The following is a 17,369-nucleotide window of genomic DNA, read 5'->3' on the forward strand; positions in this document are numbered from 1 at the left end:
GCCATCGACTTCTGGCATTGGCCCACATATGATGGCGGCACCGCTTCCAGCCACACCTTGCAGCGCCCGATCCCACGCCATGAAAAGGCAATTCGATGACCTCCAGCTCGGCAGCATCGAGCTGTTCTGCCTGGCCGCCGAGCTGGGCAGCTTTACCGCCGCCGCGGCCGCGGCCGGCGTGACACCGCCCGCCGTCAGCCGCACCGTGCAGCGGCTGGAAGAACGGCTGGGGGTACGCCTGTTCGTGCGCACCACGCGGCAGATCCGCCTGACGGATGAAGGACGGCTGTATTTCGAGCAAAGCCGCGGCGCGCTGGCGCAGCTGCTGGATGCGGAGCGGCAGGTCAGCGGCCAGCGCGCGGCACCCGCGGGCCGGCTGCGGATCAGCTTGCCGACGCCTTACGCGCACTATCGCGTGCTGCCGATCCTGCCGGCGTTCCGGGCGCAGTACCCGGAAGTCGAGGTCGACGTGCACATCAGCAACCGCAACGTCGACTTCGCCGATGACACCTATGACCTGTCGGTGCGCGGCCGCGCGCCGGACGATTCGAACCTGATCGCGCGCAAGCTGGAAGATGCCGAGCTGGTGGTGGTGGCAACGCCCGCGTACCTGCAGCGCGCGGGCACGCCCAGGTCACTGGAAGACCTGCTCAGGCATGAGTGCATCCAGTTCGAACGCCCCAGCAGCGGCCGGCGCATTCCCTGGACCTTCCGCGTCAATGGCGAAGACGTCGATATCGCCACCACCGGCGGCTATGCGGCGACCGAAGACATCCTCGGCGGAGCCACGCTGGTGCGCGCCGGCGCGGGCCTGTTCCAGACCTATCGCTTCGTCGTGGAACAGGATCTGCGCGACGGCACGCTGGTAGAAGTGCTGCAGGAATATGCCGGCAGTACGCGGCCGTTCGTGCTGCTTTACCCGTCGGCACGGCATGTCACGCGCCGCGTGCGGGTCTTTGTCGACTTCCTGGTCGAGAAATTTTCCGCGTAGAACCCGGACTCAGGCAGGCCTGACCTGCGCAATGACCACGAGGATCACGGCCGCATTGGCGGGCTGCTGGAAGTGCGACGAAATGGTCCGCGCATGGCCGGCCTTGTCCCCCAGCACATCACGGAACAGGTCGGAAGCGCCGTCGAGGACCGCCGGCTGGTCGAACCAGCCCGGCGCACCGGCAATATGGCCGTCGACGCGGACAATGTGGTCCAGCCGCTCGAAGCCGCCCAGATAGGCGTCGATCTGCGCCAGCACATTGAGCGCCGCCAGTTCGGCGGCGCGCTTGCCCTGCTCCACTGTCAGGTCCTTGCCGAGCTGGCCTTGCCAGACCACCTTGCCATCCTGCAATGGCAACTGCCCGGAGATAAACAGCAGGTCTGCGGCCTGGCTGACGGCGGTATAGCTCCCCAGCGGCTGCGGGGGCTGCGGCAGCGCCAGGCCGCGCGCTGCGAGTCGTTCATGTACGGACATTCTTGCTCCAATCGGATCAGGTGTGCTCGCAACGGGCGGGTGCGCCGTGCGCGTTGGCCGAGCCGGCGGGACGGCACAGTTTGACCGCCGCCGCCGGCCTGTCGTGGCCACTTTAGGTGCGCCAAGCGCGTGAATACAGGCACCGGCAGGAACAGGAAAAGAAACGGCGGGGAACAAATCCCTCGCTTAAGCGCGCTTAATACAACCCGTCGTACTTATCTCCACCCCCTCGAAATATCGCTTGCACGGCCCTCCGACGGCACGTACATTATTTCCATATATCGTAATTTATTACGACATCTCGGAGATAAAAGTGCCTGTCAATATACCCGCCGCGAGCCGCGCCATGGCCGTGTTCGAGGTCTTCGCCCGCGAACAGCGCGACCTGTCCAACTCCGAGATCGCGAAACTGCTGGCAGTCGCCGACAGCAGCTGCTCCGACCTGCTGCATACCCTGCAATCGCTTGGCTACCTGATGCGCACCACGCGCACGCGGCGGTTCTATCCCACTGGCCGCCTGCTCGAGACTGCGCGGCAGATCGCCGAAAACGACCCGCTGAGCCGGATTGCGCGGGAAGCCGTGCGCCGCCTCGCCGAGGCCACCAACGAAAGCGCCTTCTTCGGCTTGCTGGAGCCACAGGCCGTGCGCGTCGCCGCGGTGGCGCAGAGCCGCCAGCCACTGCGCTACATCCTCGACGTCGGCGAGCGCGTCGCGCTGCATGCCTCTGCCCTGGGCAAGGCCATGCTGGGCCTGCTGCCGGAGGACGAGGCCCGGTCGCGGCTGGACACCATCAAGCGGACGGCGGTCACACCGAACACGGTGGTGGCGCTGGACCAGCTGATGACGCAGCTTGCCCGGTGCCGAGAACAAGGCTGGTACGAAGCCATCGATGAAGGCACGGCCGGTGTAACGGCGCTTGCGGTCTCGGCGCGCCTGGGCGAGCGGCCGGTAGCCATCTCCGTGGCCGGCCCAACGGAGCGCATCGAACGGCAACGCGACTTCTATCTTGCGGCCCTGCGCGAAGTGCGCGACGCACTGTTGGCCGACCACTGAACCTGCGCAATTCCAACGAAGGAGGAGAAATGGATCTTGGACTGAATGGCCGCGTGGCGGTCGTCACCGGCTCGGCCCGCGGCATCGGCGCGGAAACCGCCCGCATGCTGGCACAAGAAGGCATGGCCGTGGTCATCACCGACCTGGACCTCGACGCCGCGCGCGAAACCGCCAGCGGCATCGGGCGCGACGGCGGCAAGGCAATCGCCGTGCAGTGCGATGTGCGCATGGAAGACCAGGTGCGAAACATGGTCGGCGCCGGCAAGGAAGCGTTCGGCAGCATCGACGTGCTGGTCAACAACGCCGGCCTGGTCAAGGACCGCACCATCCTCAAGATGGACGAGTCCGACTGGGACCTGGTGCTGGACGTGACGCTCAAGGGCGCCTTCCACACCTGCCGCGCCGCGCTGCCCTTCATGCACGAGAAAGGCTGGGGCCGGATCATCAATATCAGCTCGCGCGCGCTGTTCGGCAACCCCGGCCAGGCCAACTACTCCACCGCCAAGGCCGGCATCGTCGGCTTTACCCGCGCGCTGTCGCTGGAGCAGGCGCGCAAGGGCGTGACGGTCAATGCCATCGCGCCCGGCTATATCGAGACCGAGTACATCAAGAGCCTGCCCAACTACGACACCATCCTGGCCAACGTGATGGCCAGGAACGCCGTGACGTTCCCCGGCGAAACCAGCGATATCGCCGGCGCCGTGGCCTTCATGGCGTCCGAACATGCCCGCTACATCACGGGCACCACCCTGTTCGTCACCGGAGGCCGCTATGGTTGATCCCAATGTCGACGTCGATGGCCTGGATGCCAGCCAGCAACTGCTGCGCGACAACATTCGTCGCTACCTGAAGGAAAACATCGCCCCGCGCATCGACCAGGCCGAGCAGGACAAGCAGTTCCCGCACGAGCTGCTGACAGGCCTCGCCGACTTTGGCTACTTCGGCGGCCACCTGCCTGAAGCCGACGGCGGGCTGGGCCTGGACTACCTGACCTGGGCGGTGATGATGGAAGAGGCAGGCTATTGCTGGTTGTCGCTGCGCATCCTGCTCAACGGGCTGAATATCGTCTCGGGCATCATCAATGCCTATGGCACCGAGCAGCAGAAGGATCGCTTCATGCGTCCGCTGCTGCGCAACGAGCGCAAGACCTTCGTGTCGATCTCCGAGCCGGACGTGGGCTCCAACGTGGCCGAGATCAAGACCCGCGCCGACAAGCGCGGCGACCGCTACGTGCTCAACGGCAGCAAGCTGTGGATCACCAACGGCATGTTCGCCGACTTCGGCATCGTGGTGGCGCGCACCTTCAGCGAGACCTGCAACGGCGAGCTGTCGCTGTTCCTGGTGGAGCGCGACGTGACCCCGTACAGCGCCACGCCGGTGGAAACCATGTTCACCCGCAGCACCGGCACCGCGGCCTTCACCTTCGAGAACGCCGAGGTCCCGGCCGCCAACCTGCTGGGCAAGGAAGGCCAGGGCCTGCGCCAGATCCTGATCGGACTGAACTTCGGCCGCCTGAACGTTGCCATGGGGGCGGTGGGCGCGGCGCAATGCGCGCTGGACCTGTCGGTGGACTACGCGCTGCAGCGCAAGCAGTTCGGCCGCCCCATCGGTTCGTTCCAGCTGGTGCAGAAGCACATCGTCGACATGACCATGCGCACGCAGGCCGCACGCGCACTGGGTTACCGCGCGGCACGGTCGATGCAGAACGGCACGTCGCGCACGGAATGCTCGATCGCCAAGCTGTACGCCACCGAAGCCGCGTTCGAGGTGTCCAACCTCGCGCTGCAGGTGCACGGCGGCATGGGCTACGCCACCGGCTACCCGATCGAGCGCATCTTCCGCGACACGCGCGGCGGGATGATCCCCGAGGGCACCACCGAGATCCAGACGCTCATCATCGGCCGGGAAATCCTGGGCATCAGCGCACTGACCTGATGCTCACAGACAATACGGAGACACTAGACATGACCCAACCCGCCATCCTCGAACAAATCGCCAACACCACGCTCTACTGGGAAGACCTGGTGCCGGGCATGACGTACAGCACCTCGTCGCGCACCATCACTGAAGCCGACGTGGCCGCGTTCGCGGCACTGACCGGCGACTTCAACAAGGTGCACGTCGATGCCGAGTACGCCAAGGGCACGATCTTCGGCCAGCGCATTGCCCACGGCATGCTGGTGGCCGCCTTCATGGCCGGCCTGACTTCGCGCTCGATCCCCAACCAGTTCTTCGAAGGCTCGCTGTTCAGCGTGCTGGAGAACCGGCTCAAGTTCCCCAAGCCCACGTTTATCGGCGACACCATCCGCGTGGAAATCGAAGTGGTTGAGCAGAAGGCCACCAGCCGACCGGACCGCGGCATCATTGCCTTCCTGCGCAAGGGCATCAACCAGCGCGGCGAAGTGGTGGCCGAGATGGCAGCCACCTGCCTGTTCAAGCGCCGCCCGCAGGGAGAGGCGCAATGAGCAGCCATCCGACCTGGTTCAGCGACCTGTCGCGGCTGGTGAACCCGCGCTCCATCGTGCTGGTCGGCGCCTCCGAGAAGCCGGACAGCATCGGTGGCCGTACGCTGGAAAACCTGACCACCTTCTCCGAGTTCAAGGGCGACCTCTACCTGGTCAATCCCGGCCGCGCGGAGATCCACGGCAGGCCGTGCGTGGCCTCGGTCAATGACCTGAAGGAAGCGCCGGACCTCGCCATCCTGGCCGTGCGCGCCGACATGGTCCTCCAGACGCTGCGCGACTGTGGCAATCGCGGCATCAGGTTCGCCATCGTCTTCACCTCCGGTTTCGGCGAAACCGGCGAGGACGGCCGCGCGGTGGAAGCCGGGATGCGCGAGATCGTGGCCAGCACCGGCATGCGCATCTACGGCCCGAACTGCCCGGGCCTGAACAACATGAATGCTCGGCTGGGCCTGACCTTCTCGCCGGCCTGGCGCATCGACCGCCGCGCCGGCCCGATCGGCGTGGCCACGCAGGGCGGCGGCCTGGGCCGCTCGTTCATCCAGGCGATGGACCGCGGCGTGGGCGTGGGGCTGTGGTGCTCCGGCGGCAATGAAGTAGACCTGGAGGTCAGCGACTATATCCACTACATGGCCGACGCGCCGGACATCGAGGTGATCGTGACCACGCTGGAAGGCGTGCGCAACGGCCCGCGCTTCATGGCCGCCGCACTGCATGCGGCGCGGCGCGGCAAGCCCATCGTCGCCATCAAGGTCGGCAAGTCGGAATATGGCGCCAAGGCGGCGCAGTCGCACACCGCGGCGATCGCCGGCTCGGCGGAGATCAACAGCGCGGTGTTCAGCCAGCTCGGCATCATCGAGGTGGATGACATCGACGAGCTGATCGACGTAGCCTCGCTGCTGGCGCGGCGCAAGCCCACCGGCAAGGAGCAGCTGGCTGTCTACAGCTTCTCCGGCGGCACCGCGGCGCTGGCCTCCGATATGGTCGGCCTGGCGGGACTGAAGCTGTCCGAATTCGCGCCCGCGACGATCGAGGCGCTGCGTAACGCCCTGCCCGGCTTTGCGGCATTCAGCAATCCGGTGGACGTGACCGCCGAGGTGCTGGTCAATACCGAAGTCAGCTATGCCACCCTGAAGGCCACCGCCGCCGACCCCAACACCGACCTGGTGCTGGTGCCGATCCCGGTGGAATACGGCAAGACCACGGCCATGCTGGCCGACAGCATGGTGCGCGTGCAGTCGGAAGAGACCGGCACGCCGATCGTGCCGGTCTGGATGAGCGACCGCACCGGCGAAGGCCATCGCAAGATGATCGACGGCGGACTGATGCCGATGCGTGCTGTGGGCAACGCCGTGCTTGCCATCCAGCGTTTCATCGAGTACGGGCGCTGGAAATCCGGCTTCGAACGCGAATGGCAGCCACTGGCCAACGTGGCAGGCACCGAGGCCACTGCCAACCTGTCTGAAGCAAGGACCAAGGCGCTGCTTGAGAAAGCCGGCATTCCGACACCGCGAGGCGTGGTGGCGCGCTCACCCGCCGACGCCGCGCTGGCCTTCCGCAATGCCGGCAATGGCAAGGCGGTGATGAAGATCGTCAGCGCCGCGATCACTCACAAGACCGACATCGGCGGCGTGCGGCTGGGCATCGCCTCCGGCGGCGACGCCATGGCAGCGTACGAGGAAATCCATGCCAACGGCGCCAAAGCCTGCGATCCGTCGCGGATCGAGGGCGTGCTGGTGGAACCGATGCTGCCCGCGCCGTTTGTCGAAGCGGTGGTCGGCATCCATCGCGATCCGGTGTTCGGCCACGTCTGCACCTTCGGCCTCGGCGGCGTCAGCATCGAGCTGTTCAAGGATGTCAGCCGGCGCCTGCTGCCGCTGACCCCGGCAGCCGCGCGCGAAATGGTCACGGAAACGCGCTGCTACGAGTTGCTCAAGGGCTATCGCGGCCAGCCGGCCTTCGACATCGATGCGCTGGCCGACATGCTGGTGAAGCTCTCGGATCTTGTCGCCAGGCACGCGGACAGCATCGAAGAACTGGAAATCAACCCGCTCGCGGTACGTCCGCAAGGCGAGGGAGTGATCGCGCTCGACGCGGTTCTCTCGTATCAAGGCACGGAGCCTTCGGCATGGTAAAGACTGACATCGGCTACACCACCACCGACACCATCATGGTGCGTGGCCTGAACCTCTCGACCGAGATCATCGGCAAGTTCGACTTTGTCGACATGATCTTCTTCACCACGCTGTCGCGCCTGCCGGCCCCGCGCGAGAAAGTCATGGTCAATGCGCTGCTGGTGACCACGGCCGACCATGGCATCACGCCCAGCTCGCTGTCGGCGCGCCTCACCTACATCGGCGCGCCGGAAGCGTTGCAGGGCGCCGTGGCCACCGGGCTGCTGGGCGCGGGCAGCGTATTCCTCGGGCCCATGCAGAACGCGGCGGAAATGCTCAACGAAGGCGCCGCCGATCTGGCCGACGGCGCCACGGACGAACAAATCCTGGATGTAGTCCGCGCGCTGATCCGCCGCTACAAGGAGCGCCGCCAGCAGATCTTCGGCGTGGGCCACCCCATCCACGTCGACGGCGACCCGCGCGTGCCGGCGCTGCGCGCGCTGTCGCGCGAGCACGGCTACTACGGCCTGCACTGGCGGCTGATGGACGCCATCGTCGAGGTGCTGGTGAAGGAGCAGCACCGCAAGCTGCCGATGAACGTGGTGGGCGCCATCGGCGCGATCGTCGCGGCGATGGGGCTGGACCCGCTGATTGCGCGCGGCCTGGCGCTGGTAGGCCGCTCGGCCGGCCTGCTGGCCCATGTGCTGGAAGAGAAACAGCAACCAATGGCGCGCGAGGCATGGCAGCTGGTCCTGAAGGACGACCCGCGCAACGTGCTGCCCTGACAGGCGCGACCCAGGCGGCGGGATATCGCGTGGGCGTGGCGTGATGGCGGGGCCGGCTTCCGGCAGACTACGAAATTTCGTATAGTACTGTCGTTGACCGAATCCCCAACTGCCAACCCATGCCTACCCTGATCCCCGCTGCCGGCCGCGCCATGGCCGTCTTCGAAGTCTTCGCCCGCGAGCGGCGCGAGCTGTCCAACTCCGACATGGCGCGCCTGCTGTCGCTGCCGGAGAGCAGCACCTCCGACCTGCTGCACACGCTCCAGTCGCTCGGCTACCTGGTGCGCACCACCCGCAGCCGGCGCTTCTATCCCACCGGGCGCCTGTTCGAGGTCGCGCGCCAGATCGCGGAGAACGACCCGCTCAGCACCGTCGCGCAGGAAGCCGTGGAACAGGTCGGCGAGAAGACCAACGAAAGCGTCTTTTTCGGCGTACTGGATACCGCCGCGGTCAAGGTCGTTGCCGCCCAGTCCAGCCGCCAGCCGCTGCGCTACATCATTGAAGTCGGCTCGCGCGCCGCGCTGCACGCCTCGGCGCTGGGCAAGGGCCTGCTGAGCCTGCTGCCGCCCGAGGAGGCGCGCGCTGCGCTGGGCCGTAGCCAGCTGCGCCAGATCACGGAGCACACCATTGTCGACGTCGACACGCTGATGGCGCAGATTGCCCGCGGCCACAAGCGCGGCTGGCACGAGGCGCGCGAAGAAGGCAGCGAGGGCGTCTATGGCCTGGCGGTGACCGGCCTGCTCGGCGGACAACCCGCGGGCATCTCCCTCGCTGGCCCGGCGGATCGCATGAAGAGGAACCATGACGCCTACCTCGCCGCATTGATTGAAGTCCGCGATGCACTGATGGAGAAGGCATAGCCGCGCGCCGGGTGCCAGGCGCGATACAAGCGATGTATTACGCGACATACCGAAAGTATTTTTCACAGCGCCGCTCTGTCCTTAGCATCGATTGGAAATCGCCGTGCACGTTTCCGCGCCGGTCCTTCCACCCTTTAAATCGACCTGGACATGAGCAGCTTCCTGGATATCCGGCGCGATGGCGCTGTCGCCATCGTCACCATGAACCGCCCCGAGACACGCAATGCGATCTCGGACGACGACGCCATCGAAGCCCTGGTGCAGATGTGCGAGACCATCAACCGGGACCTGACGGTGCGCGCCGTCATCCTGACCGGCGCCGGGTCGGCCTTCTCTTCCGGCGGCAACCTGAAGACGCTGCGCGACAAGCTCGGCAGCGGCCTGGCCCACCCCGTGCTGAGCCGCTATGGCTATCGCGACGGCATCCAGCGCGTGCCGCTGGCCATGTGCAACCTTGAAGTGCCGGTCATCGCCGCGGTCAACGGCCCCGCGCTGGGCGCCGGCAATGACCTTGCCTGCACCTGCGACATCCGCATCGCCTCCGAACATGCAAAGTTCGCCGCCACCTTCGTCAAGCTCGGGCTGATCCCGGGCGACGGCGGCGCATGGCTGCTGCCCCAGGCGGTGGGCATGTCGCGCGCCTGCGAACTGGCCTATACCGGCGACACCATCGATGCGCGCCAGGCGCTGGCATGGGGCCTGGTGTCGCAGGTGGTCGCCGCCGATGCGCTGCTGCCCACCGCCATGGAACTGGCCCGGCGTATCGCGCGCAACTCCGGCCATGCGCTGCGCATGACCAAGCGCCTGCTGCGCGAGTCGGTCCATGCGCGGCTGGACACCATCATGGAGATGTCAGCGGGCTTCCAGGCGCTGGCACACAACACGCCCGAACACGACGCCGCGCTGGACGCCTTCCTCGAGCGCCGCGTCTGAGGGCGTGATGGCGGTACGCCGCCCGCGCCGAAGTGCGCGGGCGGACAAAAAAATACAGCAAGGAGACAACATGGCATTCCACCATTTCATGCATGGCCTGGTCGCGGCATCGCTGGCGCTGAGCGCGATGCCGGCCACGGCGCAGTCCGACTTCCCGAACCGGCCGGTCAAGGTCATCGTCTCGCTGCCGCCGGGCAGCGGCGCCGACACCACGGCACGCTTCATCGCCCAGCACCTGGGCGAAAAATTCAAGCAGCCTTTCGTGGTGGAAAACCGCCCCGGCGCCAACAGCTTCATCGGCGCGCGCGCGGTGGCCGAGGCAGCCCCGGACGGCTACACCCTCTTCGTCGGCAGCAATTCGTCGATGGTGACCAACGTGGCGGTGTTCCGCAACATGCCCTATGACCCGGTCAAGGATTTCGTGCCGGTGGAACGGATCGCACGCTTTGCCATGGTGGTGGTAGTGCCGGCCAGTTCGCCCTACAAGACCCTCGACAACCTCGTGGAGGCCGCCCGCAAGGCGCCCGGCAAGCTCAACTATGCCAGCGGCAGCGCAGGCTACCAGGTGGCTGTGGAACTCTTCCATGAACGCTTCCGCATCAAGGGCAACCCGATCGCCTATAAGGGCACGGCGCCGGCGATGACGGACGTGGCCGCAGGCAACGTCGACTACTCGATCGGCGAGATCAGTTCAGTGCTGCCCCTGATCCGCGCGGGCCGCCTGCGAGCACTGGCCGTCACCGACACACAGCGACTGAAGGAACTGCCGCAGGTACCCACCGTTGCCGAAAGCGGCGCGCCCGGCTTCGAGGTGTTTGCCTGGACCGGCGTGTTCGCACCGGCCAGGGTTCCGGAGAAAATCGTCAAGTCCCTGTCGGACGCGGTGCGCGAGACCATGCAGCAGCGCGACAGCGTGAAATTCATCGAGAACCTGGGCGGCAGCGTGTTCTCCGGCGGTCCGCAGCAGCTCAGGCAGTTCCAGCTGGCAGAGATCCAGCGCACGCGCGACATCGTCAAGACTGCCGGCATTCCCGTGGAATAACGCCCCGCAAACCAGATCCAACCGACCGCAAGAGGAGAACGATGGGCCCCCTCGCAGGCATGAAGATCATTGAACTGGCCGGCATCGGCCCCGGCCCCATGGCGGGCATGGTGCTCGCCGACATGGGCGCCGAGGTACTGCGTATCGAGCGCCCCGGCGAAGCCGACCTGGGCGTCAGGCGCGAACGTCGTTTCGACCTGATGCTGCGCAACCGCAAGTCGATCGCGCTAGACCTGAAAGATCCCCGGGCCGTGGCCATCGTGCTGGACCTCGTGGAACAGGCCGACGCGCTGATCGAAGGCTTCCGGCCGGGTGTCACCGAGCGCATGGGCCTGGGGCCGCAGGACTGCATGGCGCGCAACCCGCGCCTGGTCTACGGCCGGGTCACCGGATGGGGCCAGACCGGCCCGCTGGCCCACACCGCCGGCCACGATATCAACTACATCTCGCTGACCGGCGCGCTGAACGCCATCGGCGCACGCGGCCAGGCACCCGCCATTCCGCCGGCCTACCTGGGCGACTTTGCCGGTGGCGCCATGTTCCTGGTCACGGGCGTGCTGGCGGCGCTGATCGAAGCCGGAAAGTCCGGACAGGGACAGGTGGTGGATGCCGCCATTGTCGACGGCGCCGCGGCACTCGGCACTGTCTTTTACGGCATGACGGCGGCCGGCCAGTGGCGGCAGGAACGCGGCACCAATGTGCTCGACTCCGGCGCCCACTACTACAACGTCTACCAGTGCCAGGACGGCCGCTGGATCTCGGTGGGACCGATCGAGGCGCGCTTCTACCGCGACCTGCTGGCGCGGATCGGCATCGATCCCGCCGGCCTGGGCGAGCAGCTGGACGCGGACACCTGGGAACCCGCGCGCGACCGGCTGGCGGAGGTCTTCCGCAGCCGTACCCGGGACGAATGGTGCCGGTTGCTCGAAGGCACCGACGCCTGCTTCGCCCCCGTGCTGGACTTCGAGGAGGCGCCGCAACACGCCCACCTGAAGGCGCGCGAGACCTTCGTCGAGGTGGACGGCATTCCCCAGCCCGGCCCCGCGCCGCGTTTCAGCCGTACCCGGAGCGCCCCGCCCGTGCCGCCGAGCGCGCCCGACGCAAGCCGCTATGGCGAGGTGCTGGCCGGCTGGCTTCCGCCCGAGACTATCGAACAGGTACGCACGCTGGGCGCCACCGGCCGCTGAATCGCGCACGGGGCAATGCCCGATTGCGCATTGCCCCCCCTTGCCGCATAGTCGGTCGCGCGGCACTGGTGCCGCGCCCGACCCGCCTTATCCGCATGGACCTCCGTCAGATCAAGCAGGCGCTGGTGCTGAGCGAAACGCTCAACTTCCACCGCGCCGCCGAGCGGCTGCACATGGCGCAGCCGCCCCTGTCCACCGCCATCCGCAAGCTGGAAGAAGAACTGGGCGTGACCTTGTTCGAGCGGCTGCCATCCGGCCTGCGCCTGACGCCCGTGGGCGAAACCGTGCTGCGCCAGATGCGCAACACCCTGTTCTTCGCCGACGAAATCCGCCGTGCCGCCAGTGAAGGCGAGCGTGGCGAGCAAGGCAAGCTGCGCGTGGGATTCGTCGGCTCGGCGGTGTATTCGCTGATGCCGCGGCTGATCCGCACGTTCCGCCTGCAGTATCCGCGTGTCGACCTGGTGATCGAGGAATCGACCACGGTAGAGCTGCTGCGGCGATTGGACGAACACTCGCTGGATGTAGCCCTGGTGCGCTATCCGATCCTGGAACGGTCCGGCGCCAGCGTCCTGCTGCTGCAGCCCGATCCGATGGTGCTGGCCGTCAGCGTCGATTCGCCGCTGGCTGCGCGTGATGTGGTGGATATCTCGGAGCTGGGCACCACACCGTTCATCTTGTATTCGCGGACCTTCGTGCCCGCCATGCATGCGATGACGATGATGGCCTTCCATGAGGCCGGCATCCAGCCTCCCATCGCCCAGGAAGCGGTGCAGGTGCCATCCATCCTGGCATTGGTGGAAAGCGGGCTGGGCGTGGCGCTGGTGCCGGCCACGGCCTCCCGGCAGGCCGGCGATGGCGTGAAGCTGGTGCGCCTGACCGGGATGCCGCCCAGGATGGAGTTGGGCATCGCGCTAGTGACGCTTCCGGAAACGGTCAACGCGACCACGCGCAATTTCGTTGCCATTGCGCGGGAGATCATGCCGGCGGCGCCGGGGACAACGGAGCCGGAAGCAGACTGATCTGGCGACCCTGCCAGCGGGCCTTGTCCGGCGCGGTTTACAGGGAATCCCGTGAATCTGGTCAGTGCGTGGCCCGGCAGCGGGCACGACACCAGGTCACCCTTGCGCGCGGCCTGGCGTCCCATGACCACCATCGTTTCCGAACCAGTAAGAATGACGCCACCGGGAGTTGTGGCATCGCCTACATAAGCAATCGAGGACATGGGTTTTCGCTTTTGCTGAGGCTAGTTCGTTTCTGAGCAGGGCCGTTTCAAAGCCGGAGCATCTTCCGAAGCGGCGTCAAGAAAGCAGCGCAAGCGGCTGCCTCCGAGTCGAAAGACTGCTCCTCTGTATGTTGTCCATGCCCGCTGTAGTACACGCACCAGCGCCCGTAACTTTCCAAAAGACATAACGCCTCATCCTTCTCACATCCAAGGCAATAGCTGTCTCGTGGCGCGCCAGCGGCACGAAGCTGCCCGCCTCGTGCAGGTACAGCGACGCCCCCTGCCACTGGTTGGCCTCGTCCAGCGTATGGATGCGCTGCGCCACTGGCAGGGAATACTCCAGGCGAAGGATCGCGAGAGACAACCCTGGCAGTATTGGTTTTGTCAGCAGTCCGCTGCCCTTACCTCAGCTCGCCAGGTGATACCCCCCATTCACCCCGATATGCTGCCCCAGGATGTACGACGCCGCGTCCGACAGCAGGAAGCAGATCGGCTGCGCCACCTCCTGAGGCTGCGCCCAGCGTCCCATCGGGATCATCGACAGGATGCCGTCGCGGAAGCGGTCGCCGCGGATGGTCTCCGTCATCGGCGTTTCCACCACGCCCAGGCAGATCGAGTTGGTACGCACGCCGTACTTGCCCCACTCGCGCGCGGCGCTCATCGTCATCCCAAGCATGCCGGCCTTGGCGCTGGAATAGTTGATCTGCCCGATCGAGCCGCGGCGGCCTGCCTCGGACGAGATATTGACGATGGAACCGCTGACCTGTTCGCCCTTCTTCGCGCGCTCCACCAGGTGCGCGCCGACTGCCTGCAGCCACAGGAAGGAGCCCGTCAGGTGGCAGTCGATGACCTCGTTCCACGTTGGCAGCGTCATGTTCTCGATCATCGACGCGCGCACGATGCCGGCGCAGTTGACCAGACCGTCCACCTTGCCGAAGTGCGACAACGCGTGCTCCATCGACGACGCGACGAAGTCAGCGTCGGACACGCTGCCGGTATAGGCAACCGTCTGTCCCGGATAGCGCGCGGTGATTTCCTGCAGCGCTTCGCCCTGCATGTCGACCAGCCCGACCCTGGCGCCCAGTTGCAGCGCGAGTTCCGCCGTGGCCTTGCCGACGCCCTGCGCGGCGCCGGTGACGATGATGACTTTGCCTTTCAGGGACATAAGATCCGACATAGTGTTCTCCTCGGTGTTTTCAACGGTTCAGTGGTACTGGCGGCCTTCCAGGCAGCCCATGTGGTATTGCGTGTCGCCGTGCAGCTGGTCCAGCACGAGCACGCGGCGCAGGTAGTGCCCGACGGCATATTCTTCGGTCATGCCGATGCCGCCGTGCATCTGGATCGCCTCTTGCGTGACCTGCCGTGCGGCACGGCCGATGTAGGCCTTGGCGGCATGCACCTGGTCCGCGCCGGCGGCCAGGTCATTGCGGCCCGCTAACGCCACGGCCAGCGAGAGCGACAGGCTGCGGCTCTGCTCCAGCGCCACCAGCATGTCCACCGCGCGGTGCTGCAAGGCCTGGTTGGATCCGATCAGCTTGCCGAACTGCTTGCGCGTCTTGAGGTAATCCACCGTCAGGTCACAGGCGCCCTGCATGGCCCCGACCATTTCGGCGCAGGCGGCGTTGATGCCGGCGTCGAGCACGCGCCGCAGCGCGGCCCCGTCCGCCTCGCCATCCAGCAGTTCGGCCTGGACGCCGTCGAGCCTCACATCGGCGGCCGGCGTGCCGTCGATCAGCCGGTAGCCTTCGCGCTGCACGCCGACGCTGTTTCCGTCCACCAGGAACAGCGCTGCCCCGCCTGCCGGCACCTGCGCGCTGACGACCAGGTAGTTGCTGCCCGCGCCGTGCACGACGCAGGGCTTGCTGCCGAACAGCGCCCAGCCGCCGACCCCGGACGCGGCCTGCACGGACACGCGTCCCGGCATGGCTTCGCCATGCGCCCATGCGAGCGTCACGTCGCCCTGGGCGATGCGCGGCAGCAGCCGGGCCTTTTGCGCGGACGAGCCCGCAGCCGCCAGCGCGGCGCCGGCCATCACCGCCGTGCCGTGGTAGGGCTCCAGCGACAGGACACGGCCCAGCTCGCGGGAAATCAGCATCTGGTCGACGGCATCGCCGCCGAAGCCGCCGAATTCCTCGGCGATTGCCGCCCCTGGCACGCCAAGCCCGGCCAGCGCGCCCCATACCTGCGAGCTGTGTCCGTCGTCGTGCACCACGTACTGCTGGCGCTTCTCAAAGTTGTACTCGCGGCCCAGCAGCCGCGACAGGCTGTCCAGCAGTTGCTGCTGGACGTCGTTCAGTTGCAGGTTCATCGCAGGTCCAGGACAGTGACCGAAAGAATGTTCTTTTGCACCTCGGTGCTGCCGCCGAAGATCGAGACGGCTCGGGAGTACAGGTAAGACCTGGTGAGCGTGCCGGTATCCGCGCGCAGTGCATCGGTGCCGCTCATGCCGCAGATCACGTCCGTGATGGCCTGGAAGATCTCGCTGCCGCGCGCCTTGAGCATCGGCGAAAGATTCATGTCGGCATCGCCGCCATGCATGCGGAATTGCGTGACCTCCAGCGCATGCAGGTCGGTCTCGATCATGGCAATGCGGCCGCGCCAGGGGGCCAGCATCTCGGCCGGCCGGCCTTCGGCCTGGTGCCGCGCAAGCAGGTCCCTGGCATAGGCCACGCGCTCCTTGCTGCGGCCGATGCCGGCAATGTAGGCGCGCTCGTGGCCGAGCAGGAACTTGGCGTAGTCCCAGCCCTTGTTCTCCTCGCCCACCAGGTTAGCCGCCGGCACCAGCACGTTGTCGAAGAAGACTTCGTTCAGGCTGTGCCGTCCGTCAATGCTGATGATGGGCCGCACCGTAATCCCCGGCGACTTCAGGTCGACCAGGATGAAGGAGATGCCTGCTTGCGGCTTGGCCGCGCCCGGGTCGGTACGCACAAGGCAGAAAATCCAGTCCGAGTAATGCGCCTGGCTGGTCCAGATCTTCTGGCCGTTGACCAGGTAGCCGTCCGCCGTGCGCTCGGCTCGGGTCTTAAGCGAGGCCAGGTCCGATCCGGAGCCCGGTTCCGAGAAGCCCTGGCAGACCTGGATGTCGGCGTTCAGCAGCTTCGGCAGGAAGTATTCGCGCTGCGCGTCGCTGCCGAAGTGGACCAGCACCGGGCCCAGCATGGTGATATTGAAGATATGCGGCGGCGGCGCGGGCGCGCAGGCGCACTCGTCGGCGAAGATCTGCTGCTCGGCGGCATCCCAGCCGGCACCGCCGAAGGCCTTGGGCCAGGCCGGCGCGCCCCAGCCGCGCGCGTTCAGCCGGCGCTGCCAGAGTTCAGTGTCGGCCTTGGAGGCAAAGCCGCCGGCGCGCAGCCGCTGGCGCATATCGTCGGGCAGGTTGGTGGCGATAAAGTCGCGGATTTCCTGCCGGAACGCCTTGTGTTGCCCGGAATAGAGCAGGTCCATGGTTGTCCTTCCGTTGGTTGGGGCTCAGCACCCCTTGAATACAGGCGCGCGCTTCTCCGCGAAGGCACGCAGCCCCTCTTGCATGTCGTATGAGCGCTGGTGGTCGCGGAACGCCAGCAACTCATCGCGCAATGCGTCGCTCACGGTCTTGTCCGTGGCCTGCGCCGCCACCCGCTTCATGCGCGACAGCACCAGCGGGCTGCGGGCGGCCAGCTCTTCGGCAAGTGCCTGGGCGTGGCCGGCCAGTTCACCGTCGGGCACCACTTCATTGACGAGGCCATGGCGCTCCATCTGCGCCGCCGTGAAGGTGCGGCCGGTGAAGAGCAGGTAGCGGGCCACGTTGACCGGCACCTTGCGCGGCAGCACGGCCGCGCCGCCGGCGCCGGGAAACACGCCGAAATTGGCATGCGCGTCACCGAGGCGCGCCGATTCGGCAGCCACCACCAGGTCGCAGGCCAGCACCAGCTCCAGTCCGCCAGCCACGGCCAGTCCGTTGACGGCGGCGAGCACCGGCTTGGGGAAGGCGCGCAGCGTGGCGAAGAACGCCGTGGCCACGTCGATGAAATCCGGCTCGCCGGCGGCAACGGGCGCAGAGACTTCCTTCAGGTCGGCGCCGGCACAGAAGGCGCGGCCATTGGCGGCCAGCACGACCACGCGCACGGCGGGATCGTCGGCCCAGCGCCGCAGTTGCGTGTCGAGTCCCAGCATCAGCTCGCGGCTCAGGCTGTTCATGGCAGCGGGCCGATCCAGCGTCAGCCAGCCGACGGCGCCACGAAGTTCATGCAGATGGCTCATCGTCAG

The 17,369-nt window shown here is 66.7% G+C and carries 17 protein-coding genes and 1 pseudogene; 12 read left to right on the top strand and 6 right to left on the bottom strand.

All coding sequences use genetic code 11. The features are described from left to right. Positions 1-79: 79 nt before the first annotated feature. Positions 80-991 (top strand): LysR family transcriptional regulator, encoded by a 912-nt coding sequence (locus CTP10_RS24425; protein WP_116322939.1) that lies wholly within the window; start codon positions 80-82, stop codon positions 989-991. Positions 992-1,000: 9 nt separating this feature from the next. Here the strand turns inward: CTP10_RS24425 and CTP10_RS24430 are convergent, their stop codons facing one another. Next, the gene (locus tag CTP10_RS24430; protein WP_116322940.1) at positions 1,001-1,465 is read right to left on the bottom strand and encodes a RidA family protein; all 465 of its coding nucleotides are present in this window, start codon (positions 1,463-1,465) and stop codon (positions 1,001-1,003) included. A gap of 313 nt (positions 1,466-1,778) precedes the next feature. Here CTP10_RS24430 and CTP10_RS24435 point away from each other — a divergent pair, with 313 nt between their 5' ends. The 11 genes from CTP10_RS24435 (at position 1,779) to CTP10_RS24485 (ending at position 12,921) form a co-directional block, all read left to right on the top strand. Then, positions 1,779-2,519: an IclR family transcriptional regulator gene (locus CTP10_RS24435; RefSeq protein WP_116322941.1), complete on the top strand. Its 741-nt coding sequence runs from the start codon at positions 1,779-1,781 to the stop codon at positions 2,517-2,519. Between the two features lie 29 nt (positions 2,520-2,548). Then, the gene (locus CTP10_RS24440) at positions 2,549-3,298 is read left to right on the top strand and encodes an SDR family NAD(P)-dependent oxidoreductase (protein ID WP_116322942.1); all 750 of its coding nucleotides are present in this window, start codon (positions 2,549-2,551) and stop codon (positions 3,296-3,298) included. Next, positions 3,291-4,454, top strand: a complete 1,164-nt coding sequence (locus tag CTP10_RS24445; protein ID WP_116322943.1) for an acyl-CoA dehydrogenase family protein — start codon at positions 3,291-3,293, stop codon at positions 4,452-4,454. The genes CTP10_RS24440 and CTP10_RS24445 overlap by 8 nt, the downstream gene beginning before the upstream one ends. A gap of 29 nt (positions 4,455-4,483) precedes the next feature. Then, positions 4,484-4,984 (top strand): MaoC family dehydratase, encoded by a 501-nt coding sequence (locus tag CTP10_RS24450; RefSeq protein ID WP_116322944.1) that lies wholly within the window; start codon positions 4,484-4,486, stop codon positions 4,982-4,984. Further along, entirely contained in the window at positions 4,981-7,116 is a 2,136-nt protein-coding gene (locus tag CTP10_RS24455) for an acetate--CoA ligase family protein (RefSeq protein ID WP_116322945.1), read from the top strand. Before CTP10_RS24450 ends, CTP10_RS24455 begins: the two co-directional genes overlap by 4 nt. Beyond that, a complete protein-coding gene (locus tag CTP10_RS24460) occupies positions 7,110-7,880 on the top strand; it encodes a citryl-CoA lyase (protein ID WP_116322946.1) in 771 nt (256 codons plus the stop codon). The genes CTP10_RS24455 and CTP10_RS24460 overlap by 7 nt, the downstream gene beginning before the upstream one ends. Before the next feature lie 119 nt (positions 7,881-7,999). Then, positions 8,000-8,740: an IclR family transcriptional regulator gene (locus tag CTP10_RS24465; protein ID WP_116322947.1), complete on the top strand. Its 741-nt coding sequence runs from the start codon at positions 8,000-8,002 to the stop codon at positions 8,738-8,740. A gap of 150 nt (positions 8,741-8,890) precedes the next feature. Further along, complete coding sequence (locus CTP10_RS24470; RefSeq protein ID WP_116322948.1) at positions 8,891-9,673, top strand: crotonase/enoyl-CoA hydratase family protein; 783 nt, start codon at positions 8,891-8,893, stop codon at positions 9,671-9,673. Between the two features lie 70 nt (positions 9,674-9,743). Further along, entirely contained in the window at positions 9,744-10,715 is a 972-nt protein-coding gene (locus CTP10_RS24475) for a Bug family tripartite tricarboxylate transporter substrate binding protein (protein ID WP_376790668.1), read from the top strand. Positions 10,716-10,756: 41 nt separating this feature from the next. Next, positions 10,757-11,902 (top strand): CaiB/BaiF CoA transferase family protein, encoded by a 1,146-nt coding sequence (locus tag CTP10_RS24480; protein ID WP_116322949.1) that lies wholly within the window; start codon positions 10,757-10,759, stop codon positions 11,900-11,902. Between the two features lie 95 nt (positions 11,903-11,997). Continuing rightward, positions 11,998-12,921, top strand: coding sequence for a LysR family transcriptional regulator (locus CTP10_RS24485; RefSeq protein ID WP_116322950.1), 924 nt, complete (start codon positions 11,998-12,000; stop codon positions 12,919-12,921). A gap of 86 nt (positions 12,922-13,007) precedes the next feature. On the opposite strand, the pseudogene CTP10_RS24490 reads toward CTP10_RS24485, so the two are convergent. From CTP10_RS24490 to CTP10_RS24510, 5 genes and pseudogenes are all read right to left on the bottom strand, one after another. Further along, positions 13,008-13,124: pseudogene (locus CTP10_RS24490) on the bottom strand (PAAR domain-containing protein); the annotation flags it as partial. 406 nt (positions 13,125-13,530) lie between these two features. Next, positions 13,531-14,301, bottom strand: coding sequence for an SDR family NAD(P)-dependent oxidoreductase (locus CTP10_RS24495; RefSeq protein ID WP_116322952.1), 771 nt, complete (start codon positions 14,299-14,301; stop codon positions 13,531-13,533). A gap of 27 nt (positions 14,302-14,328) precedes the next feature. Beyond that, positions 14,329-15,432: an acyl-CoA dehydrogenase family protein gene (locus CTP10_RS24500; RefSeq protein WP_116322953.1), complete on the bottom strand. Its 1,104-nt coding sequence runs from the start codon at positions 15,430-15,432 to the stop codon at positions 14,329-14,331. Further along, positions 15,429-16,568 (bottom strand): acyl-CoA dehydrogenase family protein, encoded by a 1,140-nt coding sequence (locus CTP10_RS24505; RefSeq protein WP_116322954.1) that lies wholly within the window; start codon positions 16,566-16,568, stop codon positions 15,429-15,431. The genes CTP10_RS24500 and CTP10_RS24505 overlap by 4 nt, the downstream gene beginning before the upstream one ends. A gap of 24 nt (positions 16,569-16,592) precedes the next feature. Then, positions 16,593-17,363, bottom strand: a complete 771-nt coding sequence (locus CTP10_RS24510) for an enoyl-CoA hydratase/isomerase family protein (protein WP_116322955.1) — start codon at positions 17,361-17,363, stop codon at positions 16,593-16,595. Positions 17,364-17,369: the final 6 nt, after the last annotated feature.

It is taken from the genome of Cupriavidus sp. P-10, from assembly GCF_003402535.2.
In the GTDB taxonomy this organism is placed as follows: domain Bacteria; phylum Pseudomonadota; class Gammaproteobacteria; order Burkholderiales; family Burkholderiaceae; genus Cupriavidus.